Origin of the sequence: Pseudomonas sp. QLc11A (assembly GCF_052112305.1) — a bacterium.
Taxonomy (GTDB): domain Bacteria; phylum Pseudomonadota; class Gammaproteobacteria; order Pseudomonadales; family Pseudomonadaceae; genus Aquipseudomonas; species Aquipseudomonas laurylsulfatiphila.
Map to the genome: position 1 here is coordinate 200126 of NZ_JAVAJJ010000003.1, position 23063 is coordinate 223188.

Genomic DNA, 23063 nt, shown 5'->3' on the forward strand with positions numbered 1-23063 from the left:
CCGCCTTCGCGAGTAAGCCCGCTCCCACAGGGAGAGCGGTCAGCAGTTAGTCCAGCAGCGAAATCGCGGTTGGTGCGTCGTTGCCGACCAGCGCCAGGTCTTCGAATTCGTTGACGGCGTTGATCTCGGTGCCCATGGAAATGTTGGTCACGCGCTCCAGGATGATCTCGACGATCACTGGCACCTTGAACTCTTCGATCAGTTCCTGAGCCTTACGCAGGGCAGGCTGGATCTGAGCCGGTTCGAATACGCGCAGTGCCTTGCAGCCGAGGCCTTCGGCCACCGCGACGTGGTCCACACCGTAGCCGTTGAGTTCAGGCGCGTTCAGGTTGTCGAAGGACAGCTGCACGCAGTAGTCCATGTCGAAACCGCGTTGCGCCTGGCGGATCAGGCCCAGGTACGAGTTGTTCACCACGACATGGATGTACGGCAGCTTGAACTGCGCGCCCACCGCCAATTCCTCGATCATGAACTGGAAGTCATAGTCCCCCGACAGGGCCACGACTTTACGGTTCGGATCAGCCTTGACTACGCCCAGCGCTGCCGGAATGGTCCAGCCCAGAGGGCCTGCCTGACCGCAGTTGATCCAGTGACGCGGCTTGTAGACGTGCAGGAATTGCGCGCCGGCAATCTGCGACAGACCGATGGTGCTGACGTAGCAGGTGTCTTTGCCGAACACCTGGTTCATCTCTTCGTAAACGCGTTGCGGCTTGACCGGCACGTTGTCGAAGTGAGTCTTGCGCTGCAGGCTGGCTTTACGCTGCTGGCAGTCTTGCAGCCAGGCGCTGCGGTTTTTCAGTTTGCCGGCGGCTTGCCATTCGCGAGCGACTTCGATGAACACGGTCAGCGCGGCAGCGGCGTCGGAAACGATGCCCAGGTCCGGGGTGAACACGCGGCCGATCTGAGTGCCTTCGATGTCGACGTGGATGAACTTGCGGCCTTCGGTGTAGACGTCAACCGAACCGGTGTGACGGTTGGCCCAACGGTTACCGATGCCCAGCACCACGTCCGACTTGAGCATGGTCGCGTTGCCGTAGCGGTGCGAGGTCTGCAAGCCAACCATGCCCACCATCAGTGGGTGATCGTCCGGGATGGTGCCCCAGCCCATCAGGGTCGGGATCACCGGAATACCGGTCAGCTCGGCGAACTCCACCAGCAGGTCGCTGGCGTCGGCGTTGATGATGCCGCCACCGGCCACCAGCAATGGACGCTCGGCCTGATCCAGCAAGGCCAGGGCCTTCTCGACCTGAACCCGGCTAGCGGTCGGCTTGGCCAGTGGCAGTGGCTGGTAAGCGTCGATGTCGAATTCGATTTCCGCCATTTGAACGTCGAACGGCAGGTCGATCAGCACCGGGCCTGGACGGCCGGAGCGCATTTCATAGAAGGCTTTCTGGAACGCGTAAGGCACCTGGCCCGGTTCCAGAACAGTGGTCGCCCACTTGGTGACTGGCTTGACGATGCTGGTGATGTCGACAGCCTGGAAATCTTCCTTGTGCATACGGGCGCGGGGTGCCTGGCCTGTGATGCAGAGGATTGGAATCGAGTCGGCCGAGGCGCTGTAGAGCCCGGTGACCATGTCGGTGCCTGCAGGGCCGGAAGTACCGATGCACACGCCGATGTTGCCGGCCTTGGTGCGGGTGTAGCCCTCGGCCATGTGCGAGGCGCCTTCAACGTGGCGAGCGAGTACGTGATCGATGCCGCCGACCTTTTGCAGGGCGGAGTACAGCGGGTTGATGGCGGCACCCGGGATGCCAAAAGCGGTATCGACCCCTTCACGGCGCATCACCAGAACGGCGGCTTCGATTGCTCTCATTTTGCTCATGGTTTTGTGCCTCTTTACGTTTTGTAATTGTATACAAGTGGCTTTGCGCAGAGTGTATTCACGGCGGACGGCGCAGGTCAATCCATTTTCTCAAGCGCTTGTTTCATTCGTCGTAAGCCCTTTCCACTGTGGCTTTTCGTCGCATGTGGCGCCTTTCGAGAATTATTGTATACAAAAAAATAATTCATTGTGTTCTATTTGTTGCATCGGGCTGCGGCACAAACGCGCAGCTCCACGACTTTCCCTATAACAAAATGAGGACGGCACCATGAGCGCTTTAACCTTGAAAGTCGCAGTCAACCTGGTCAACGAGGCCATCACCGCCGGGCGAGCAATCGCCGCGGCACCCTTGACCATCGCGGTACTGGATGCCGGCGGGCATCTGATCACCCTGCAACGCGAAGACGGCGCCAGCCTGCTGCGCCCGCACGTCGCCATCGGCAAAGCCTGGGGCGCCATCGCCCTGGGCAAGGGCTCACGCCTGCTGGCGCTGGACGCCCAGCAACGCCCGGCGTTTATCGCCGCGTTGAACAGCCTGGGGCAGGGCAGCGTCGTGCCGGCACCGGGTGGTGTGCTGGTGCGGGATCAGGACGGGAACGTGCTGGGGGCGGTGGGGATCAGCGGCGATCTGTCGGATGTTGACGAGCAGTGCGCGATCAATGCCATCGAGGCGTTGGGGTTGGTGGCGGATGCGGGGGTGGCGGCTTGATCTTCTGCGTTTGAGCTAATGCCATCGCGAGCAGGCTCGCTCCTGCAATGATCGAAGGTGCTCACATATTTTATGTGCACCATCAGACCCTGTGGGAGCGGGCTTGCCCGCGATGGCTATCGACGGGACACATCCAGCTAAAAGTCTGCATTACCCTCCAGTATTTCCAGGGCTAGCCTTCTCATGACTTCATCTTGGGAGTGGCAAAGGAATGTCCGACTCACCTGCTTCACATCGCCTGCGCACGGGTCGCTATGCCGAACCCAATCGAATCTATTTGCTGACCACCAACACTCTGGATCGCGAGCCGATTTTTGCCGACTTCGCTTTGGGCAGATTGGTGGTTCATCAATTTCGCCGGGCACAAGATGGCGGATTGGCAAAAAACATTGGCTTGGGTCGTCATGCCCGACCATTTTCATTGGCTGGTCGAATTGGAAAACTGCTCGCTAAGAAAGCTGATGCGCCAGACCAAATCCCTGATTACGAGGGAGGTGAATCTTTCGAGTAGTAGAAGCGGGCCGCTTTGGCAGCAGGGTTATCACGACCGGGCGTTGAGGCGGGAGGAGGACTTGGTGAAGTTGGCCCGGTATGTCGTGGCAAATCCACTGCGGGCCGGACTTGTTGAAAAACTTGGCGACTATCCGCTGTGGGATGCTATCTGGGTTTGAGTCAGCATCGAGTTGCCTTCATCGCTGGCAAGCCAGCTCCCACAGAGATTTGTGTCGTTCACGGATTTTGAATTCAACACAGAAACCTGTGGGAGCTGGCTTGCCAGTGATGGCCACACCGCGGTCGTTCAGCCCGGCTCACACCCCTTCAACACCAACCGGATAATCGTCTGCGCCGCCGCTTCGTAATCTTCTTCATCCAGCCTGGCCTTGCCGGTGATGGCGGTGATCTGCCAGTCGAAGTCGGCGTAGGTCTGGGTGGCGGCCCAGATGCTGAACATCAGGTGGTTGGGGTCGATGGGGGCGATTTGTCCGCGGTCGATCCAGGTCTGGATGCACTCGATGTTGTGTTTGGCCTGGCCATTGAGCTGGTCGACCAGATCGCTGCTCAGGTGGGGCGCGCCGTGCATGATTTCGCTGGCGAACACCTTGGAGGCGAAAGGCAGGTCGCGGGAGATGCGGATTTTCGAGCGAATGTAGCCGCTGAGCACTTCACCGGGTTCGCCGTCCGGATTGAACGGTGTCGAAGCCTGCAGGATCGGTTCGATGATGCTTTCCAGGACCTCGCGGTAGAGGTTTTCCTTGGATTTGAAGTAGTAGTAGACGTTGGGCTTGGGCAATCCCGCCTTGGCTGCGATGTCGCTGGTTTTGGTCGCAGCGAAGCCTTTGTCGGCGAACTCCTCACTGGCGGCACGCAGGATCAATTGTTTGTTGCGCTCGCGGATAGTGCTCATAAACCCGGTGATTCCTTGCCTGTTCTGGCGGTTGCGCATGGTATCACCGGCCTCGCGCGGCGCTCAAGAATGCACCGTAGGCTCTTGTGTCGCGCTATGCTGCTGCGCATTCATTGCAGAAGGAAACCCGATTCATGGCAGGAAGCAGTTTGCTGTTGCTGATCGACGATATCGCGGCCGTGCTGGACGACGTGTCGGTAATGACCCAAATGGCCGCCAAGAAAACGGCCGGCGTACTCGGTGACGACCTGGCACTCAATGCCCAGCAAGTCAGTGGTGTGCGGGCCGAGCGGGAAATCCCGGTGGTCTGGGCGGTCGCCAAGGGTTCATTCATCAATAAATTGATCCTGGTGCCGTCGGCATTGGCGATCAGTGCGTTCATTCCGTGGCTGGTCACGCCGTTGTTGATGGTCGGCGGGGCTTATCTGTGCTTCGAAGGCTTTGAAAAACTCGCCCACAAGTTCCTGCACAGCAAGGCTGAAGACGCCGTCGAGCATGCGCAGCTGGTCGAGGCGGTGGCCGATCCTGCCACTGACCTGGTGGCGTTCGAGAAGGACAAGATCAAAGGCGCGATCCGCACCGACTTCATTCTTTCGGCGGAAATCATCGCCATCACCCTCGGCACCGTGGCCGGTGCTCCGTTGACCCAACAGATCATCGTGCTTTCGGGCATTGCCATTGTCATGACGGTCGGCGTGTACGGATTGGTGGCGGGTATCGTCAAGCTCGACGACCTTGGCCTGTGGTTGACCCAGAAACCCGGGCAGATGGCGAAAAGCATCGGCGGCGGGATTCTGCGTGCGGCACCTTACATGATGAAGAGCCTGTCGGTGATCGGCACCGCGGCGATGTTCCTGGTGGGCGGCGGGATTCTCACGCACGGTGTGCCGGTGGTGCATCACTGGATCGAAAGTGTCGGTGCGGCGGCGGGTGGCGGCGGATTTATCGTGCCGGTATTGCTCAATGGCGTGGCGGGGATTGTGGCGGGTGCGGTGGTGTTGGCGGGGGTAATGGTTATCAGCAAGATCTTCAAGGCGATTAGAAGCTGAGGTCGGGCGCTCTTTAAATGTAGGAGCGAGCCTGCTCGCGAAGAGGCCGCAGCATTTAACATTAATGTTGACTGATGCACCCCCTTTCGCGAACAGGCTCGCACGCAGTTGAGTTGTAGTGTTTGAAGTAGTGCGCATAAAAAAAGGCCATGCGATCTGAATCGAATGTTGTTGCCAATGGTCCTCGGCGACGCGCGATTTACGCTTCATCATGAGTCGAACAAATCATATTTTGAAATGAACCAGGACAGTTGGTCTTAACTGGTATTTCTGACAGTGCGTGACTTGCAGGGAGAGAGAATATGATGATCAAGTGTGGCTGTGATCGTTAAACTTGGCTCTTCTGAAGGTAATCGTTATGTCGACGACTAAATTGCAATTTTTATCTGAAATTCCTCTTCCTGATGCGGGTGCATTTGCTATCAGTCCCAGTGGTGGATTCGCTGTTGTCTGCCAGTCCAGTTCGTCGAAAATCTCAATTATTGACACCTGTTCGGGTAAAATATTGAAGGCTGTTTCGTTTCCCAAACAACCCACCGGAGTGGAGTTTAGTCGCAATGGCATGTTTCTCTATGTCGTTCTTGATCGCGACTCTATCGTGGAGTTTTCTACTTCCGACTGGCGTGAGACCAAGCGTATTCCTTGGGCTGATACTATATGGACAAAAATAGTAGCTGGTAACGTTGAACGTTGTGCATACGCTGTCTCATCCAGGGGCGTCGATGAACTTGATTTTGCCCGGTCTGAGATTGTCAGGAGTTTCGCGTATCCGGGGCTTAAAAACAGCTCGGCATTAAATTCAGGCAATCTTCTTTGTCTGGTTGCGCTTGAAAAATTTATCGTTTTTGATGTTAAGAGCTGGGACAAGAAGTTTGAAAAAGCGATTGAAGGCGGCCATCTGGTAGAGATTGATCCGAGAAGAGAACGTGCATTTGTGGGGCAAGTCAGGAGAAAAACTGTAGAGATACTCAATCTCGAAACTGGTGGTTCTCTTGGCTCAATCCCTGGAGATGACTTTGTTCAAGGCGTTGCATTGACTCCGTCAGGCTCAATGGCGTTTGTCATTTCGCATGTGGGCGCAAAATTGGCTGTATATGACGTGGATGGTGAGGTCAAAAAAATCGAAGACGTTTCGATTGGTGGAAATCCAAAGAATGTAGTTGTTACACTCGATGGTACTCAAGTTTATGTTACCAACGGCATTGTTTTAAAGGTATTTAAAATGTCTTGAGTATAGCGTTGCCGTGAAATAAAAAAGGCCATTCGATTCACATCGAATGGCCTTTTTTGTTGCCGATGAGTTACTCGGCGATCTGCAACTTGCGCGCTTCGGTATACACGTAACGCACTTTGTCGTACTCGAACGGTGAGTTCAGCTGGCCATAGCGGAAGCTGGTCTGGTTGCGCTTGTCGATGCCGCGCAGGATCAAGACTTCCGGATGGTTGGAGCTGACCTCGGCTACGTTGAGGAAGTTGATCGCATTCTCGGCCGTGTAATCCACCAGCAGGCCGCCGGTATCACGCAGGTTCGACGGACCGAGGATCGGCAGGACGAAGTAAGCGCCGCCCGGAACACCATAGAAGCCCAGGGTCTGGCCGAAGTCTTCGCTCTGGCGCGGCAGGCCCATGGCGGTGGCCGGGTCCCACAGCCCGGCGATGCCGATGGTGGTGTTGAGCAGCAGTCGCCCGGTGGTTTCCAGTGAGCGCTGGCCCTTGAGTTGCAGCAGGCTGTTCAACAGGTTCGGCACGTCGCCGAGGTTGTTGAAGAAGTTGCTGACGCCGGTGCGCAGGAAACTCGGGGTGACGTAGCGGTAACCATTGACCACCGGCAGGAACACCCATTGGTCAAAGCGGTAGTTGAAGTGATAGACGCGACGGTTCCATTCTTCCAGCGGATCGTAGACGGCCAGTGCACCGAGCGTCGAACGCTCGAACTCGCGCTGATCCAGGCCCGGGTTGAATTTGAGTTTGCTCAATGGTTCCTTGAAGCCGTCACTGTCGACGACTACGGGGGCGTTGGCTTTGCTGTTGTCTGCATGGGCGACGCCTGCACAGAGTAACGCTGCGAAAAGCAGGAGAAATTTAGCCACGGAAGAACTCCAGCATGGCGTCGCTGTTGACGCGGTAGTTAATGTTGCCGCAGTGGCCCCCGTACGGGTAAACGGTCAGGCGATCACCGAAGGTCTTGCGCAGGAAGCCCAGGTCGCCTGGACCGAGGATCACGTCGTCGGCGTTGTGCATGACGGCGATTTTCGGGCTTTCGTGCAGATAGTCCTTCAGCGCATACAGGCTGACCTGGTCAATCAGTTGCAGCAGGCTGCCGCCATCGGTGCGGGCGCGCCACATAGGGATGACTTGTTCGGTGATGTAGCAGTCGAAGTCGCATTGCAACGCACGCTTGAGGAACGGCGTGAGGCTGGTGCCTTCGGTGATCGGGAACTTGGGCGGGGTGATCAGGCCGCGACGGTTGACCAGGTCCGAAGTGAAGGCGATGTCCGCTGCCGAAAAGCGAAACGAGGTGCCGATCAGCATGGCCATCTGTTCGTTGGTCAGGTGCTGTTTGGACTGTTGGAAGTCGTAGAGCAGGGCATCGTTGAGGTCGATGTAGCCCTTCTGCTGGAAGTAGCGGGTCAGTTTGTTCAGTACCAGTTCATAGAACGTGGTGCTGTTGTTGATGCCCTTGACCTCGGTCTGGACCAGCTTGTCGAGGTTGGTGATCGAGGTGTAGAGGTTGACCGGCGGGTTGAGCAGCAGCACTTTCTTGAAGTTGAAGCTGCGGCGGGTTTCGTCCAGGTGTGCGACGAAGGCGGCATCCAGTGCCCCCAGGCTGTACCCGGTCAGGTAGTAGTCGGTGACCGGTACGTTCGGGTTCTGTGCCCGCACGGCCTGCATCACCCGGTACAGATCTTCGGCATCTTCCTTGGATACACCCGGCGTGGCGAAGCGCGAGGCGGCGCTCATGAAGTCATAGCTGGTGGGCGATGACAACTGCACCACATGGTAGCCGGCTTTGTAATAGAGCTTCTTCAGGTATTCGTTCAGGGTACTGTCATAGCGCGCACCGGTGCCGGCGATCAGGAAAATCAGCGGCGCGGCGTGATCCTGCGTGGCAATGCGGTAGTCGAGTTTCTTGACCGCCCAGAAATTGTCCGGCAATTCGAACGCCCGTTCCGGACGCAAGGTGACGCTGCGCACTTCCTGATCGATGTCATCGTCCAGGGGGAGCTCCGGACGCAGGTCCGGCGGCGTGGTCGCGATGGTCGCCTCGAACGGGTTGGTCAGGGGGTAGCCATAACCGGCGGCGTCAATGTCGACTGCCAGTGCGGACGCACTCAATATAAGGCCGCCAAACAGGGCGGCGAAGCGCAAGGAACGGAGCATGACTAAATCCCTTAGAAGAAGGTGTCAAATGAAATTCGCAGGCTATGACCACCGGATATACGCCAAAGTGCCAAGCCTCGGCACCAAACAGGCCTGATTTCGAAGTTATAGTAGCTGGACGATACACTTTGCAGCGATTGAATGCCCAGTTAACAGTTGTTATCGCTTGCGAAACGCTTAAGGGCGATTAAGCTGGCCGCCGTTTTTCGCCAATTGGAGTGTTTCATGTCCCGCCACCTGCCCGTGATCCTGCTGCTTGTTTTGTTGCCTGTTTGGCTGGCCGCCAGTTATGGCGCGCGTTATGGCTTCATGGAGGATGCGCAGTGGGTCGGCATTTGCGTGGATGAGGCGAGCCGCTGGGAATGCCAGGTGCGTTCGAACCTGGGTCTGATGATTCACTTCGGAGTTCTGGGCTGGGCTGCGCTGGGCACGGCGATCATCGGCTTTATCGTGCAGGGGCGGGCAGGCTGGTGGCTGGCGGTACTGGCGCTGGTGTTCGGTTTCCCGGCGCTGGCGTTGTACAACACCACGCTGGCGGTGTTTGCGGTGGTGATTGCGGGGTTGCGGTTGGTCAGGGCTTCGCGCAGCGCCTGATAGTTCGCTATCGCGAGCAAGCTCGCTCCCACAGTAGATCTTCAGTGAACACAAAGTCCGTGTGCGATAAAGATCAATTGTGGGAGCGAGCTTGCTCGCGATGAGGCCAGTCGGGTCAATGCAACATCAAGCTGTGCGAACCCGCAAGCAGCGCCACAACGCCGTTACCATCAACACACTCACCAGCGCCCAGCCCCAGGCCTGCTGGTTCAGTAAACCTTCACGAAACAGTTGCGGCGCGATGCCGGCGCCAATGATGAAGGTCAACAGGGCGATTTCCCGGCGCGGCACGCTCACCGGACGGCACAGATACACCATCGCCGGCACAATGAACGCGACACTCGGGAAGCTGCGATAACGCGGATCGAAAGCCAGCTCCAGCATCATCACGGCCGCCGCGAAACCTGCCGTTGCAACCAGCCAGCCAGCACGGCGCTCCAGTAAATCGAAAGCCTGCCCGCGCCACCCGTCACGTGGACTCAGCGCCAGTGCAGCGTGGGCCAGCACCAGCAGATTCAGCACGGTCAGCAACCCGACCCACAGCCATTCACTGGTGAAGCGAGTGGTGACGCGTGCCAGGTCGCCCCAGGCGCCAATCGAGCAAGCGGCCAATGCGCCGAGCAGTGGCAGCACCAGCGCCGCTCGCGTTGTGCGAACCCGGCCGCCAAGCAGCAGGGTACCGATAAAGATCAGGCCGCCCACCGCCAGCCATTGCGACCAGTACGGGACGTTTGTCACTGGCCCGGCCAGTATGCCCTTGTCCTGGCGATCGGCATCGAACAGTCCCCAGTAGCCGCCAACCGCGCCTTCACTGGCGCGCTTCCATGGCTGGTCGAAGGCTTCGATCAGGTTGTAATGCCAGCCCTGCTGCTCGGCCATGGTGACAAAACCACGAATGAATTTGGCTTCATTGACCCGGCTCGGCAGGGCGGTTTCGCGCTGGCGGCCTTCGCTCGGCCAGCCGGTTTCGCCGATCAGTACGTCCTTGGGCGCGAATTTGTTGCCGAACACCTGACGCACTTCGGCCACATGTTGCAGGGCGGCGTCGATGTTCGATGGATCGTCCTCCCAGTACGGCAGCAAATGGATGGTCAGGAAGTCCACGGCAGGGGCAATTTCAGGGTGCTTGAGCCAGAACTCCCAGACGTCGGCATAGGTGACGGGCTGTTTGACCTGGCTCTTGACCTTGTTGATCAGCTTCACCAGTTGCGCACCGGTGACTTCCTTGCGCAGCAGGGTTTCGTTGCCGACGATCACTGCGCTCACCACATCCTGGTTGGCGTTGGCAGAAGTGATCAGCAGGTCGACTTCTTTTTCCGTGTCTACCGGGTTGCTGTTGACCCAGGCGCCGATCATCAACTTCAGACCGTGCTTGCGTGCAAGGTCCGGCAGGGCTTCAAGGCCGGTCATGGAGTAGGTGCGGATGCACTCGAAACGGGTCGCCAGCAACGCGAGGTCGGCGTCCATGCGTTCGGGGCGCAGCTTGAACGGTTGGTCGAACGGTGACTGATCCTTGTCGAACGGCGTATAGGACGCGCATTGCAGCTTGTGCGTGGCGCTGGCAGCGTCCGGCAGGACCACCGGTTTGCCGAGGCCGTACCAGAAGCCGCCAAGGGCGAACAGCCCGAGCAGGCAAGCGAATAGATAAGCAGCAAGAGGGAAGCGGTATGTCGCGGACATGGTCAGGCCGTGTGGGAGCAAAGCGGCGCATGTTACCTGCATTTACCGCATGCTTGGTGGCCTGCATGATTTTGACATGCAAAGTTCGGGCGGTTTGGCAGGCGCGTTTTCCGTGGTCAGGATTAATGGCTTTCTGATGTCGTTTCTCGATGCCTTGAGGTCGCTGGCAGAGCAGGTCGCGATGAGCGTCAGGTTGATCATCGAAGGCGTCAGTACTCCGCTGATGTCGGGACGAGTTTGCTGTGAGGCGTGATGGGGGCGCTGTGCACCATAACTATACGTTTAAGCGACTCGGCATCCGTCGAGCGCAGCACTTTCGGGGAAGTAACGATGAAGATGCGACGACTCTTGGGCGCAGGTGCCGCTTTGGTGCTGGCGATCAGCTCTACCGTGGCCAGTGCCGCCGGAAAGGAAGTGACGATCGGTTACGTTGACGGCTGGTCGGACAGCGTTGCCACGACCAACGTGGCCGCTGAAGTGATCAGGCAGAAACTCGGTTATGACGTGAAGTTGCAAGCCGTTGCCACCGGGATCATGTGGCAGGGCGTGGCGACCGGCAAACTCGACGCCATGCTGTCGGCCTGGCTGCCGGTGACCCACGGCGAATACTGGACGAAGAACAAGGATCAGGTCGTCGATTACGGCCCGAACTTCAAGGACGCAAAAATCGGATTGATCGTGCCGGAGTACGTCAAAGCCAAGTCAATCGAGGACCTGAAAACCGACGACACCTTCAAGAATCGCATCGTCGGCATCGACGCCGGTTCAGGCGTGATGCTCAAGACCGACCAGGCAATCAAGGACTACGACCTGACCGGTTATCAACTCAAGGCCAGTTCCGGCGCCGGCATGATTGCCGAGCTGACCCGTGCCGAGAAGAAAAACGAATCCATCGCCGTCACCGGCTGGGTACCGCACTGGATGTTCGCCAAGTGGAAACTGCGCTTCCTCGAAGATCCGAAAGGCGTGTATGGCGCGGCAGAAACCGTGAACAGCATCGGCAGCAAAGGGCTTGAGGCCAAGGCACCGGAAGTGGCCAAGTTCCTGAAGAACTTCCAGTGGGAATCCAAGGATGAAATCGGCCAGGTGATGCTGGCTATTCAGGATGGTGCCAAACCTGAAGCCGCGGCGAAGGACTGGATCGCCAAGCACCCTGAGCGCGTGGCTGACTGGACCAAGTGATTTGAGCTGATGCGTCAGGTCAGCATCTTCCAGGGTCGCTCGGCAAACTCATGCCAAGCGGCCCTTTGTTTTTCTGTAGGAGCGAGCTTGCTCGCGAAGAACCTGAGAGCACCGCGGGGTGTCAGGCTCCCCACATCATCGTTGACCTCCATCGCGAGCAAGCTCGCTCCTACAATTGGCGAATCTGTCATGTGGTTCTAAGACTAAGGTCGTCTGGAACCTGCCCCGCAGCCGCATAGAGTGGATACCGTTCCAACTCAATCTGTGCTGCGAGGATAAAAACAATGAACGACAGCATTTACCTCTCGATTCAAAACAGCCCGCGCTTCAAGGAGCTGGTTAGCAAGAGGGAACGATTCGCCTGGATTCTTTCGGCGATCATGCTAGGGCTTTACTCCGGATTCATTCTTCTGATTGCCTATGGGCCGCAGGTGCTGGGGGCGAAAATCAACCCTGAGTCCTCGATTACCTGGGGCATACCGATTGGCGTCGGGCTGATTGTCTCGGCCTTCGTCCTGACCGGTATCTACGTACGCCGTGCCAATGGCGAATTTGACGACCTGAACAATGCGATTCTCAAGGAGGCTCAGCAATGATCCGCCGTCTAATGGCTCTTTTGAGCATCGCAGCTTTCGCGCCTGGCGCCTGGGCGGCTGACGCCCTGACCGGTGCCGTGCAGAAGCAACCGCTTAACGTGTCGGCAATCGTAATGTTTGTCGCCTTCGTCGGTGCCACCCTGTGCATCACCTACTGGGCTTCCAAGCGTAATAATTCGGCAGCCGACTACTACGCCGCTGGCGGCAAGATCACCGGTTTCCAGAACGGTCTGGCGATTGCCGGTGACTACATGTCGGCCGCTTCCTTCCTGGGTATTTCCGCGCTGGTGTTCGCTTCAGGCTACGACGGGCTGATCTATTCGATCGGTTTCCTGGTGGGCTGGCCGATCATTCTGTTCCTGATCGCCGAGCGCCTGCGTAACCTGGGCAAGTACACCTTTGCCGACGTGGCGTCCTACCGCCTCGGGCAAACCCAGATCCGTTCGCTGTCCGCCTGCGGTTCGCTGGTGGTGGTAGCGTTCTACCTGATCGCCCAGATGGTCGGTGCCGGCAAGCTGATCCAGCTGTTGTTCGGCCTCGATTACCACGTCGCGGTGATTCTGGTGGGCGTGCTGATGTGCCTTTATGTGTTGTTCGGCGGCATGCTGGCGACCACCTGGGTGCAAATCATCAAGGCTGTTCTGCTGCTGTCCGGCGCTTCCTTCATGGCGCTGATGGTGATGAAGCACGTCAACTTCGACTTCAACATGCTGTTTTCCGAGGCGATCAAGGTTCACCCTAAAGGTGAAGCGATCATGAGCCCGGGCGGTCTGGTGAAAGATCCGGTCTCGGCGTTCTCCCTCGGGTTGGCATTGATGTTCGGTACTGCGGGTCTGCCGCACATCCTGATGCGCTTCTTCACCGTGAGTGATGCAAAGGAAGCTCGCAAGAGTGTGCTGTACGCAACCGGCTTCATTGGCTACTTCTACATCCTGACCTTCATCATCGGTTTCGGCGCGATCCTGCTGGTCAGCACCAATCCGGCCTTCAAAGACGCGGCCGGCGCGTTGCTCGGCGGTAACAACATGGCGGCGGTGCACCTGGCCAATGCGGTCGGTGGCAGCATCTTCCTGGGCTTCATCTCGGCCGTGGCGTTCGCGACCATTCTGGCGGTAGTCGCCGGCCTGACCCTGGCGGGTGCTTCGGCGGTGTCCCACGACCTGTATGCCAGTGTGATCAAGAAGGGCAAGGCCAACGAGAAGGATGAGATTCGCATTTCGAAGATCACCACCGTTGCCTTGGCTGTGCTGGCCATCGTTCTGGGCATTCTGTTCGAAAGCCAGAACATCGCGTTCATGGTGGGCCTGGCGTTCTCCATCGCGGCGAGTTGCAACTTCCCGGTACTGCTGCTTTCCATGTACTGGAAAAAGCTGACCACTCGCGGTGCGATGATCGGCGGCTGGATGGGCCTGATCAGTGCAGTGGGCCTGATGGTCCTTGGTCCGACCATCTGGGTGCAGATCCTGCATCACGAGAAGGCTATCTTCCCGTATGAGTACCCGGCGTTGTTCTCGATGTTGATTGCCTTTGTCGGGATCTGGTTCTTCTCGGTTACTGACAAGTCGACTGCAGCTGACAATGAGCGGGCGCTGTTCTTCCCGCAGTTTGTTCGTTCGCAGACTGGTCTTGGGGCGAGTGGGGCGGTGTCGCACTAAGTCTTGATGCTTTGATATAGCTGGCGATGTTTTATGAAGTGCTCCGGTCGAGAGATCGGGGCACTTTTTTATTGTGCGTTAATCGAACTGAATTTTGCGGATGTACCGATTTACTGTGGGAGCGGGCTTGCTCGCGAAGGCGGCCTGCCAGCCGACCTGTCTTTCGCTGATCGTGTACATATCCATTGCTGCGGTAACGGCGGCTTATGGTTTCGCCCCTACGGCGACTCACTTTTTTACAAGCGCCTAAAAAAGTAAGCAAAAAACGCTCGCCCCGAACGTACGGCCCCTCGCTGAGGCTCGGGATTCCTTCGCTGCGGTATTCATCCGGGGGCATTGCCCTCCGGTCGGCTTCGCTTCGGCCTACATGCAATGAGTTCGACTGCGTCGAATGGCGCTGCGCGCCCATCCCCGGATGAACACCTCCGCTCAGCCTTCCGAGGGGGTGGGTGGATCAAGATCAAGAGCTGCAGGCGAGCTAACGCTCGGCCTGTTGAGTGGTGAAGAGCGAAGATGTACGCCGACCTGCCTTTGCTCTTCTGTGGGAGCGAGCTTGCTCGCGATGGCGGCCTGTCAGCCGGCCGAAATCTCGCGGATCCAAGCCAGCAAACAGGCCGGCCGGTAAGGCCGCCTCGGGCGTTGTTGCGGTACACGCCCCCTCACGCCCTGAGCCTGTCCGTCAACCTGTGACGACCTCCATCGGCGCTTCTACCAACGTTGCTCCGGGCGGCGTTCCGACGAAAAACCTGAGAGCACCGCGGGGTGCCAGGCTTTCCGCATCATCGTTGACCTCCATCGCGAGCAAGCTCGCTCCTACAGGCTTTTCCAAGTGACCCGCCGTAAGGGCGGAACCATAAGCCGCCGTTACCTAAATAACGGATATGCCCACGATCAAAAAACCGCCAAACACAAACAAAAACGGCCTCTATATAAATAGAGGCCGTTCCCGGTACAACTCAACTCGCTACAGCAAGACAGATCTTACTTGCGGTCTTCCAGCTTGGTGATGTCACGCGACTCGTAGCCGGTGTACAGCTGGCGCGGACGGCCGATCTTGTACGGGCTGGAGAGCATTTCCTTCCAGTGGGAGATCCAGCCGACGGTCCGCGCCAGGGCGAAGATCACGGTGAACATGCTGGTTGGAATGCCGATCGCCTTGAGGATGATCCCCGAGTAGAAGTCGACGTTCGGGTACAGCGAGCGCTCGATGAAGTACGGGTCGGTCAGGGCGATCTCTTCCAGGCGCATGGCCAGTTCGAGTTGCGGATCGTTCTGGATGCCCAGTTCCTTCAATACTTCGTCGCAGGTCTGCTTCATGACGGTGGCGCGCGGGTCGCGGTTTTTGTAAACGCGGTGACCGAAGCCCATCAGTTTGAACGGATCGTTCTTGTCCTTGGCCTTGGCGATGAACTTGTCGATGTTCGAAACATCGCCGATTTCATCGAGCATGGTCAGTACGGCTTCGTTTGCACCGCCGTGGGCAGGGCCCCACAGTGCAGCGATGCCGGCAGCGATACAGGCGAACGGGTTGGCGCCCGAGGAGCCCGCCAGGCGCACGGTGGACGTCGAGGCGTTCTGCTCGTGGTCGGCATGGAGGATGAAGATCCGGTCCATGGCCTTGGCGAGTACCGGGCTGATCGGTTTGATCTCGCACGGGGTGTTGAACATCATGTGCAGGAAGTTTTCCGCGTACGACAGGTCGTTGCGCGGGTACATCATGGGTTGGCCCATGGAGTACTTGTAAACCATCGCTGCCAGGGTCGGCATCTTGGCAACCAGGCGGATCGCGGAGATTTCGCGATGCTGCGGGTTATTGATGTCCAGGGAGTCGTGGTAGAAGGCCGAGAGGGCGCCGACTACGCCACACATGACGGCCATCGGGTGGGCGTCGCGACGGAAGCCGTTGAAGAAGGTCTTCAACTGCTCGTGAACCATGGTGTGGTTTTTCACGGTGCTGACGAACTGGGCCTTCTGTTCTGCGGTCGGCAGTTCGCCGTTGAGCAGCAGATAGCAGGTTTCCAGGTAGTCCGACTTTTCAGCCAGCTGTTCGATCGGGTAGCCGCGGTGCAACAGGATGCCGTTGTCGCCGTCGATATAGGTGATCTTCGATTCGCACGAGGCGGTCGACATGAAGCCTGGGTCAAAAGTGAAACGGCCCGTGGCCGTCAGGCCCCGAACATCGATAACATCGGGACCAACGGTGCCGGTTAAAATGGGCAGCTCGACGGGGGCTGCGCCCTCGATGATCAACTGCGCTTTTTTGTCAGCCATGTGGCCTCCTATTTATGCTTGAAATCATCAGACAGACCCCCCACGCAGGGCCCGCACCACTATAGTGAGATAAATTCGAATGTCAATTTGCCTAAAGTCTTGCTCCAGAAGGCTTTAACCGGACTTTTTTCTCGAAATTGGCTGCCATTTACGCCTTTTATGTCAGTTGCGCAATCAGCTGTTTGGGTTAGGTCTTTGCGTTGTCATTAGTAGCCTAACTGTCTATACTCGGCCACCGACCGCCAGGGGCTTTTGGGCCTGCTTTATTGGGGGTCGCATCCCTGGGTGGTGGTTACCTGACCAGTGCACTCCCCAACAACTTTGCCCTGATTGTTAGGGGCTCTTCAGTGTGAAAAAAAAGCCGTGAAAAGCCAACGACCTGTAAACCTAGACCTAAGGACCATCAAACTCCCCATCACCGGCGTTACGTCGTTTCTTCACCGTGTTTCCGGCATCATCCTCTTCCTGGGCCTTGGCTTCATGCTTTATGCATTGGGCAAATCCCTGGGTTCCGAGGAAGGTTTCGCCGAGGTGAAGGCATGCTTGACCAGCCCGCTGGCCAAGTTCGTAGCATGGGGCCTCCTGTCCGCTCTTCTGTATCACCTGGTAGCCGGTGTGCGCCACTTGATCATGGATATGGGCATCGGTGAGACGCTGGAAGGCGGCCGCCTGGGCTCGAAAATTATCATCGCCGTTTCCGTGGTGTTGATCGTTCTGGCAGGAGTTTGGATATGGTAACCAGCGTTACGAACCTTTCGCGTTCCGGTCTTTATGACTGGATGGCGCAACGTGTGTCTGCGGTCGTTCTCGCGGCTTATTTCATCTTCCTGATCGGATACCTCGCAGCGAACCCGGGCATTGGCTACGACCAATGGCACGGCCTGTTCGCCCACAACGGGATGCGTATCTTCAGTCTGCTGGCCCTCGTTGCCCTGGGCGCTCACGCCTGGGTCGGCATGTGGACCATCGCGACCGACTACCTGACGCCAATGGCGCTGGGCAAGTCCGCGACTGCAGTACGTTTCCTTTTCCAGGCAGTATGCGGCGTTGCGATGTTCGCTTACTTCGTCTGGGGTGTGCAGATTCTCTGGGGTATCTGATTCATGGCTAACATTCCAACGATTTCTTTCGACGCCATCATTATTGGTGGTGGCGGTGCCGGCATGCGCGCAGCGCTGCAACTGGCACAAGGTGGTCACAAGACTGCCGTGATCACCAAGGTGTTCCCGACCCGTTCGCACACTGTATCCGCCCAGGGCGGCATCACCTGCGCGATCGCGTCTGCGGATCCGAACGATGACTGGCGCTGGCACATGTACGATACCGTCAAGGGTTCCGACTACATCGGTGACCAGGACGCTATCGAATACATGTGTCAGGAAGGCCCGGCCGCCGTTTTCGAGCTGGACCACATGGGTCTGCCGTTCTCGCGTACCGAACAAGGCCGTATCTATCAGCGTCCGTTCGGTGGCCAGTCCAAGGACTACGGCAAGGGCGGCCAGGCTGCGCGTACTTGCGCTGCCTCCGACCGTACCGGTCACGCACTGTTGCACACCCTCTATCAGGGCAACCTGAAAGCCGGTACCACGTTCCTGAACGAGTACTACGCTGTCGATCTGGTGAAGAACGGCGAAGGCGAGTTCGTCGGTGTGATCGCGATCTGCATCGAAACCGGTGAAACCACCTACATCCGTGCAAAAGCCACCGTGCTGGCGACCGGCGGTGCAGGCCGTATCTACGCGTCGACCACCAACGCCCTGATCAACACCGGTGACGGCGTTGGCATGGCGCTGCGTGCCGGCGTACCGGTACAAGACATTGAAATGTGGCAGTTCCACCCGACCGGTATCGCCGGCGCCGGTGTACTGGTTACAGAAGGCTGCCGTGGTGAAGGTGGATACCTGATCAACAAGCATGGCGAGCGTTTCATGGAGCGTTATGCTCCGAACGCCAAGGACCTTGCCGGTCGTGACGTTGTTGCCCGTTCGATGGTTAAAGAGATCATCGCCGGCAACGGTTGCGGTCCGAATGGCGACCACGTGATGCTCAAGCTCGACCACCTGGGCGAGGAAGTGCTGCACAGCCGTCTGCCAGGCATCTGCGAACTGTCGAAGACTTTCGCACACGTTGACCCGGTGGTTGCTCCGGTTCCGGTTGTTCCGACCTGCCACTACATGATGGGCGGCGTTGCCACCAACATTCATGGCCAGGCGATCACCCAGAACGCCGAAGGCGTCGACCAGATCATTCCTGGTCTGTTTGCCGTAGGCGAAGTGGCTTGCGTATCGGTTCACGGTGCCAACCGTCTGGGCGGCAACTCGCTGCTCGACCTGGTGGTATTCGGCCGTGCTGCCGGCCTGCACCTGGAAAAGGCGCTGACCGACGGCATCGAATACGACGACGCTACCGAAGCCGACATCGAAGCTGCCCTGTCGCGCCTGAACGCACTGAACAACCGTACTGATGGCGAAGACGTGGCTACCCTGCGTCGCGAGCTGCAAAGCTGCATGCAGAACTACTTCGGTGTATTCCGTACCGGCGAATACATGCAGAAAGGTATTGCCCAGCTGGCTGAGCTGCGCAAGCGCATCGCCAACGTGAAGATCAACGACAAGTCGCAGGCGTTCAACACTGCCCGTATCGAAGCGCTGGAACTGCAAAACCTGCTGGAAGTGGCCGAAGCTACCGCTATCGCTGCTGAAGTGCGTAAAGAGTCCCGCGGTGCTCACGCCCGTGAAGACTTCGAAGACCGTGACGACGAAAACTGGCTGTGCCACACCCTGTACTTCCCGGGTGACAAGCGCGTCACCAAGCGTGCCGTGAACTTCTCGCCGAAGACTGTTCCGACTTTCGAACCTAAAGTCCGGACTTATTAAGGGTGACCGCCATGTTGCAAGTCAGTGTATATCGTTACAACCCTGATCAGGACGCTGCGCCGTTCATGCAGGAATTCCAGGTCGATACCGGTGGTAAAGACCTGATGGTGCTGGACGTGCTGGCCCTGATCAAAGAGCAGGACGAAGGTTTCTCCTATCGTCGCTCTTGCCGTGAAGGTGTTTGCGGTTCCGACGGCATGAACATCAACGGCAAAAACGGCTTGGCGTGCATCACGCCGCTGTCTGCCGTCGTAAAAGGTAACAAGTTGATCGTTCGTCCTCTGCCAGGTTTGCCGGTTATCCGTGACCTGGTCGTCGATATGAGCATCTTCTACAAGCAATACGAGAAGGTTAAGCCATACCTGCAGAACGACACGCCGGCTCCGGCCATCGAGCGTCTGCAGTCCCCTGAAGAGCGTGAAAAGCTGGACGGTCTGTACGAGTGCATCCTGTGCGCTTGCTGCTCGACTTCCTGCCCGTCCTTCTGGTGGAACCCGGACAAGTTCCTGGGCCCGGCTGCCCTGCTGCAAGCGTACCGCTTCCTGGCAGACAGCCGTGATACCAAGACGTCCGAGCGTCTGGCTTCGCTGGATGACCCGTTCAGCGTATTCCGCTGCCGCGGGATCATGAACTGCGTCAACGTATGTCCGAAAGGCCTGAACCCGACTAAGGCCATCGGTCACATCCGTAACATGTTGCTCTCGAGCGGCGTGTGATTCAGCTGCTGTACCCGCTGTACCCGTAGATGCTGCGGCGCAGGCTTCAACCGGCGCCGTAGTTTTAACCTGAGCAGCAGCTTAAAAGGCTGCGGCTCTTATTTTGAAGAAATGAGACAAGCAGGGGCATCCGGGCTGGTACCCGGACTATCAGTGTGATCCTAGTGGCTTGTTTTGGTCGCTGCATTCGGACTTCTGCAAGTTTGCTCGGTGTCGACACCGGTGGTGTTCCCCTAACCGAGGGTGACCAAGCATGCAAGAAAGCGTGATGCAGCGCATGTGGAACAGTGCCTACCTATCCGGTAGTAACGCTGCCTATGTGGAAGAGCTTTATGAGCTCTACCTGCACGACCCTAACGCTGTGCCAGAAGAGTGGCGCACCTACTTCCAGAAGTTGCCTGCTGACGGCAACTCTGCCACCGATGTTTCGCACTCCACAATTCGCGATCATTTCGTCTTGCTGGCAAAGAACCAGCGCCGCGCCCAACCGGTTTCCGCCGGCAGCGTGAGCAGTGAGCACGAGAAGAAGCAAGTTGAAGTGCTGCGATTGATCCAGGCCTACCGTATGCGTGGCCACCAGGCAGCCCAGCTTGACCCGCTGGGGCTGTGGCAGCGTCCTGCACCTGCAGACCTGTCGATCAATCATTACGGCTTGACCAATGCCGATCTTGATACGACCTTCCGTGCCGGCGACCTGTTCATCGGCAAAGAGGAAGCGAGCCTACGCGAAATTCACGAAGCGTTGCAGCAGACATATTGCCGCACCATCGGCGCCGAGTTCACGCATATCACCGATTCCGAGCAGCGCCAGTGGTTCCAGCAGCGTCTGGAAAGCGTGCGCGGCCGTCCGACGTACTCCGCTGACATCAAGAGCCACCTGCTTGAGCGCGTGACCGCCGGTGAAGGCCTGGAAAAATACCTGGGCACCAAATACCCGGGTACCAAGCGTTTCGGTCTGGAAGGCGGCGAAAGCCTGATTCCGATGCTCGACGAGCTGATCCAGCGTTCCGGTTCCTACGGCACCAAGGAAATCGTCATCGGCATGGCCCACCGTGGCCGTCTGAACGTGCTGGTCAATACCTTCGGCAAGAACCCGCGCGAGCTGTTCGACGAGTTCGAAGGCAAGAAGAAGGTCGAGCTCGGTTCCGGTGACGTGAAATACCACCAGGGCTTCTCGTCCAACGTGATGACCACTGGCGGTGAAGTTCACCTGGCGATGGCGTTCAACCCGTCCCACCTGGAAATCGTTTCCCCGGTGGTCGAAGGTTCGGTTCGCGCCCGTCAGGATCGTCGCAACGACCCGACCGGCGAGAAGGTTCTGCCGATCTCCATCCACGGTGACGCTGCTTTCGCAGGTCAGGGCGTGGTCATGGAAACCTTCCAGATGTCGCAGACCCGCGGTTTCAAGACCGGCGGTACCGTGCACATCGTGATCAACAACCAGGTCGGTTTCACCATCAGCAACCCGCTGGACTCGCGTTCCACCGAGTACGCGACCGACGTTGCGAAAATGATCCAGGCGCCGATCCTCCATGTGAATGGTGATGATCCGGAAGCCGTATTGTTCGTGACCCAGCTGGCCATCGACTACCGCATGCAGTTCAAGCGTGACGTGGTGATCGACCTGGTCTGCTACCGTCGTCGCGGCCACAACGAGGCCGACGAGCCAAGCGGCACCCAGCCTCTGATGTATCAGCAGATCACCAAGCAGCGCACCACCCGTGAGCTGTATGCCGATCGCCTGACTCAGGCCGGTGTGCTGGATGCAGAGCGTGTTCAGGCGAAAGTCGACGAATACCGCAACGCGCTGGACAACGGTCTGCACGTTGTGAAGAGCCTGGTCAAAGAACCGAACAAGGAACTGTTCGTGGACTGGCGTCCGTACCTGGGTCACACCTGGACCGCGCGTCACGACACTCGCTTCGATCTGAAGACCTTGCAGGAACTGTCCGCCAAGCTGCTGGAAATCCCGGAAGGCTTCGTGGTTCAGCGCCAGGTTGCCAAGATCTACGAAGACCGCCAGAAGATGCAAGCCGGTGGCCTGCCGATCAACTGGGGCTACGCCGAAACCATGGCGTACGCGACCCTGGCGTTCGAAGGTCACCCGATTCGCATGACTGGCCAGGACATCGGCCGCGGTACGTTCTCGCACCGTCACGCTGTCCTGCACAACCAGAAAGACGCGGGCACCTACATCCCGCTGCAGAACCTGTACGACGGTCAGCCGCGTTTTGACCTGTACGACTCGTTCCTGTCCGAAGAGGCGGTATTGGCGTTCGAGTACGGTTACTCGACCACCACGCCCAATGCCCTGGTTATCTGGGAAGCCCAGTTCGGCGACTTCGCCAACGGCGCCCAGGTCGTAATCGACCAGTTCATCACCAGTGGCGAGCACAAGTGGGGCCGTCTGTGCGGTCTGACCATGCTGCTGCCGCACGGTTATGAAGGTCAGGGTCCGGAGCACTCCTCGGCTCGTCTGGAGCGTTACCTGCAGCTGTGCGCCGAGCACAACATTCAGGTGTGCATGCCGACGACGCCGGCTCAGATCTACCACTTGCTGCGCCGTCAGGTGATTCGCCCGCTGCGCAAACCATTGGTAGTCCTGACTCCGAAGTCGCTGCTGCGCCACAAGCTGGCCATCTCGACGCTGGAGGATCTGGCCGAAGGTTCGTTCCAGACCGTCATCCCGGAAATCGATGCCCAAGATCCGAAAAAGGTCGAGCGCGTTGTTCTGTGTAGCGGCAAGGTCTACTACGACCTGCTGGAAAAACGCCGTGCCGAAGGTCGTGACGACATCGCCATCGTGCGTATCGAGCAGCTGTACCCATTCCCTGAGGACGACTTGAAAGAAGTCCTGGCTCCTTATACCAACGCCAAGCATGCCGTCTGGTGTCAGGAAGAGCCGATGAACCAGGGTGCGTGGTACTGCAGCCAACACCACATGCGTCGCAGCATCAGCAACCTCAACAAGTCTCTCGTACTCGAGTACGCGGGCCGTGAGGCTTCTGCTGCACCTGCATGCGGTTACGCATCGATGCACGCCGAACAGCAGGAAAAACTGCTGCAAGACGCCTTTACTGTTTAACGCCTTCGCGCACCTGAAACCGAATTTAAGGAACCACAGACA

Annotated in this window: 19 protein-coding genes and 2 pseudogenes; 14 read left to right on the forward strand and 7 right to left on the reverse strand. The window is 58.1% G+C overall.

Annotated features, from left to right (window positions below):
* Positions 1 to 46: 46 nt before the first annotated feature.
* Positions 47 to 1822 (reverse strand): glyoxylate carboligase, encoded by a 1776-nt coding sequence (gcl, locus tag Q8X48_RS06355; protein ID WP_015096202.1) that lies wholly within the window; start codon positions 1820 to 1822, stop codon positions 47 to 49.
* A 268-nt stretch (positions 1823 to 2090) separates the two neighbouring features.
* Here gcl and Q8X48_RS06360 point away from each other — a divergent pair, with 268 nt between their 5' ends.
* Together Q8X48_RS06360 and Q8X48_RS06365 are read left to right on the forward strand one after the other, a co-directional pair.
* Entirely contained in the window at positions 2091 to 2531 is a 441-nt protein-coding gene (locus Q8X48_RS06360; protein WP_015096201.1) for a GlcG/HbpS family heme-binding protein, read from the forward strand.
* A 211-nt stretch (positions 2532 to 2742) separates the two neighbouring features.
* Positions 2743 to 3202, forward strand: a pseudogene (locus tag Q8X48_RS06365) (REP-associated tyrosine transposase).
* A 128-nt stretch (positions 3203 to 3330) separates the two neighbouring features.
* Here the strand turns inward: Q8X48_RS06365 and Q8X48_RS06370 are convergent.
* Complete coding sequence (locus Q8X48_RS06370; protein ID WP_126046714.1) at positions 3331 to 3936, reverse strand: TetR/AcrR family transcriptional regulator; 606 nt, start codon at positions 3934 to 3936, stop codon at positions 3331 to 3333.
* A gap of 134 nt (positions 3937 to 4070) precedes the next feature.
* Between Q8X48_RS06370 and Q8X48_RS06375 the strand changes: the two genes are divergently transcribed.
* Complete coding sequence (locus Q8X48_RS06375; protein WP_407799459.1) at positions 4071 to 4985, forward strand: DUF808 domain-containing protein; 915 nt, start codon at positions 4071 to 4073, stop codon at positions 4983 to 4985.
* A gap of 358 nt (positions 4986 to 5343) precedes the next feature.
* Entirely contained in the window at positions 5344 to 6216 is an 873-nt protein-coding gene (locus Q8X48_RS06380) for a YncE family protein (protein WP_407799460.1), read from the forward strand.
* A gap of 70 nt (positions 6217 to 6286) precedes the next feature.
* Here the strand turns inward: Q8X48_RS06380 and Q8X48_RS06385 are convergent, their stop codons facing one another.
* Complete coding sequence (locus tag Q8X48_RS06385; RefSeq protein ID WP_407799461.1) at positions 6287 to 7075, reverse strand: MlaA family lipoprotein; 789 nt, start codon at positions 7073 to 7075, stop codon at positions 6287 to 6289.
* Positions 7068 to 8366, reverse strand: a complete 1299-nt coding sequence (locus tag Q8X48_RS06390) for a serine/threonine protein kinase (RefSeq protein ID WP_407799462.1) — start codon at positions 8364 to 8366, stop codon at positions 7068 to 7070. The genes Q8X48_RS06385 and Q8X48_RS06390 overlap by 8 nt, the downstream gene beginning before the upstream one ends.
* Before the next feature lie 225 nt (positions 8367 to 8591).
* Between Q8X48_RS06390 and Q8X48_RS06395 the strand changes: the two genes are divergently transcribed.
* Positions 8592 to 8960 (forward strand): hypothetical protein, encoded by a 369-nt coding sequence (locus Q8X48_RS06395; RefSeq protein WP_407799463.1) that lies wholly within the window; start codon positions 8592 to 8594, stop codon positions 8958 to 8960.
* A 126-nt stretch (positions 8961 to 9086) separates the two neighbouring features.
* Here Q8X48_RS06395 and Q8X48_RS06400 read toward each other — a convergent pair whose 3' ends face one another.
* Entirely contained in the window at positions 9087 to 10682 is a 1596-nt protein-coding gene (locus Q8X48_RS06400; RefSeq protein WP_407799464.1) for a glycoside hydrolase family 17 protein, read from the reverse strand.
* A gap of 7 nt (positions 10683 to 10689) precedes the next feature.
* Here Q8X48_RS06400 and Q8X48_RS06405 point away from each other — a divergent pair, with 7 nt between their 5' ends.
* Both Q8X48_RS06405 and Q8X48_RS06410 read left to right on the forward strand, forming a co-directional pair.
* Positions 10690 to 10893: a hypothetical protein gene (locus Q8X48_RS06405; protein ID WP_407799466.1), complete on the forward strand. Its 204-nt coding sequence runs from the start codon at positions 10690 to 10692 to the stop codon at positions 10891 to 10893.
* Positions 10894 to 10970: 77 nt separating this feature from the next.
* Complete coding sequence (locus tag Q8X48_RS06410; protein ID WP_015096193.1) at positions 10971 to 11822, forward strand: glycine betaine ABC transporter substrate-binding protein; 852 nt, start codon at positions 10971 to 10973, stop codon at positions 11820 to 11822.
* A 74-nt stretch (positions 11823 to 11896) separates the two neighbouring features.
* Here Q8X48_RS06410 and Q8X48_RS06415 read toward each other — a convergent pair.
* Positions 11897 to 12013 (reverse strand): annotated as a pseudogene (locus Q8X48_RS06415) (outer membrane lipoprotein carrier protein LolA); the annotation flags it as partial.
* Between the two features lie 93 nt (positions 12014 to 12106).
* On the opposite strand from Q8X48_RS06415, the gene Q8X48_RS06420 reads away from it, so the two are divergent.
* Together Q8X48_RS06420 and Q8X48_RS06425 are read left to right on the forward strand one after the other, a co-directional pair.
* Positions 12107 to 12418, forward strand: a complete 312-nt coding sequence (locus Q8X48_RS06420) for a DUF485 domain-containing protein (RefSeq protein WP_007971395.1) — start codon at positions 12107 to 12109, stop codon at positions 12416 to 12418.
* Positions 12415 to 14073 (forward strand): cation acetate symporter, encoded by a 1659-nt coding sequence (locus Q8X48_RS06425; RefSeq protein ID WP_407799467.1) that lies wholly within the window; start codon positions 12415 to 12417, stop codon positions 14071 to 14073. The genes Q8X48_RS06420 and Q8X48_RS06425 overlap by 4 nt, the downstream gene beginning before the upstream one ends.
* Positions 14074 to 15054: 981 nt before the next feature.
* Here the strand turns inward: Q8X48_RS06425 and gltA are convergent.
* The gene (gene gltA, locus Q8X48_RS06430; RefSeq protein WP_007977501.1) at positions 15055 to 16344 is read right to left on the reverse strand and encodes a citrate synthase; all 1290 of its coding nucleotides are present in this window, start codon (positions 16342 to 16344) and stop codon (positions 15055 to 15057) included.
* A gap of 363 nt (positions 16345 to 16707) precedes the next feature.
* Here gltA and sdhC point away from each other — a divergent pair, with 363 nt between their 5' ends.
* The 5 genes from sdhC to Q8X48_RS06455 all read left to right on the forward strand — a co-directional run bounded on the left by sdhC (position 16708) and on the right by Q8X48_RS06455 (position 23021).
* On the forward strand, positions 16708 to 17082 hold the full coding sequence (gene sdhC / locus Q8X48_RS06435; protein WP_015096190.1) for a succinate dehydrogenase, cytochrome b556 subunit: 375 nt from the start codon (positions 16708 to 16710) through the stop codon (positions 17080 to 17082).
* Entirely contained in the window at positions 17076 to 17444 is a 369-nt protein-coding gene (sdhD, locus tag Q8X48_RS06440) for a succinate dehydrogenase, hydrophobic membrane anchor protein (protein ID WP_007977503.1), read from the forward strand. The genes sdhC and sdhD overlap by 7 nt, the downstream gene beginning before the upstream one ends.
* Before the next feature lie 3 nt (positions 17445 to 17447).
* Positions 17448 to 19220 carry a succinate dehydrogenase flavoprotein subunit gene (sdhA, locus tag Q8X48_RS06445; RefSeq protein ID WP_015096189.1) on the forward strand — a complete coding sequence of 591 codons (1773 nt, stop codon included), beginning with the start codon at positions 17448 to 17450 and terminating at the stop codon, positions 19218 to 19220.
* An 11-nt stretch (positions 19221 to 19231) separates the two neighbouring features.
* Positions 19232 to 19936, forward strand: coding sequence for a succinate dehydrogenase iron-sulfur subunit (locus tag Q8X48_RS06450; RefSeq protein WP_003223007.1), 705 nt, complete (start codon positions 19232 to 19234; stop codon positions 19934 to 19936).
* Between the two features lie 253 nt (positions 19937 to 20189).
* A complete protein-coding gene (locus tag Q8X48_RS06455) occupies positions 20190 to 23021 on the forward strand; it encodes a 2-oxoglutarate dehydrogenase E1 component (RefSeq protein WP_095963892.1) in 2832 nt (943 codons plus the stop codon).
* Positions 23022 to 23063 lie beyond the last annotated feature (42 nt).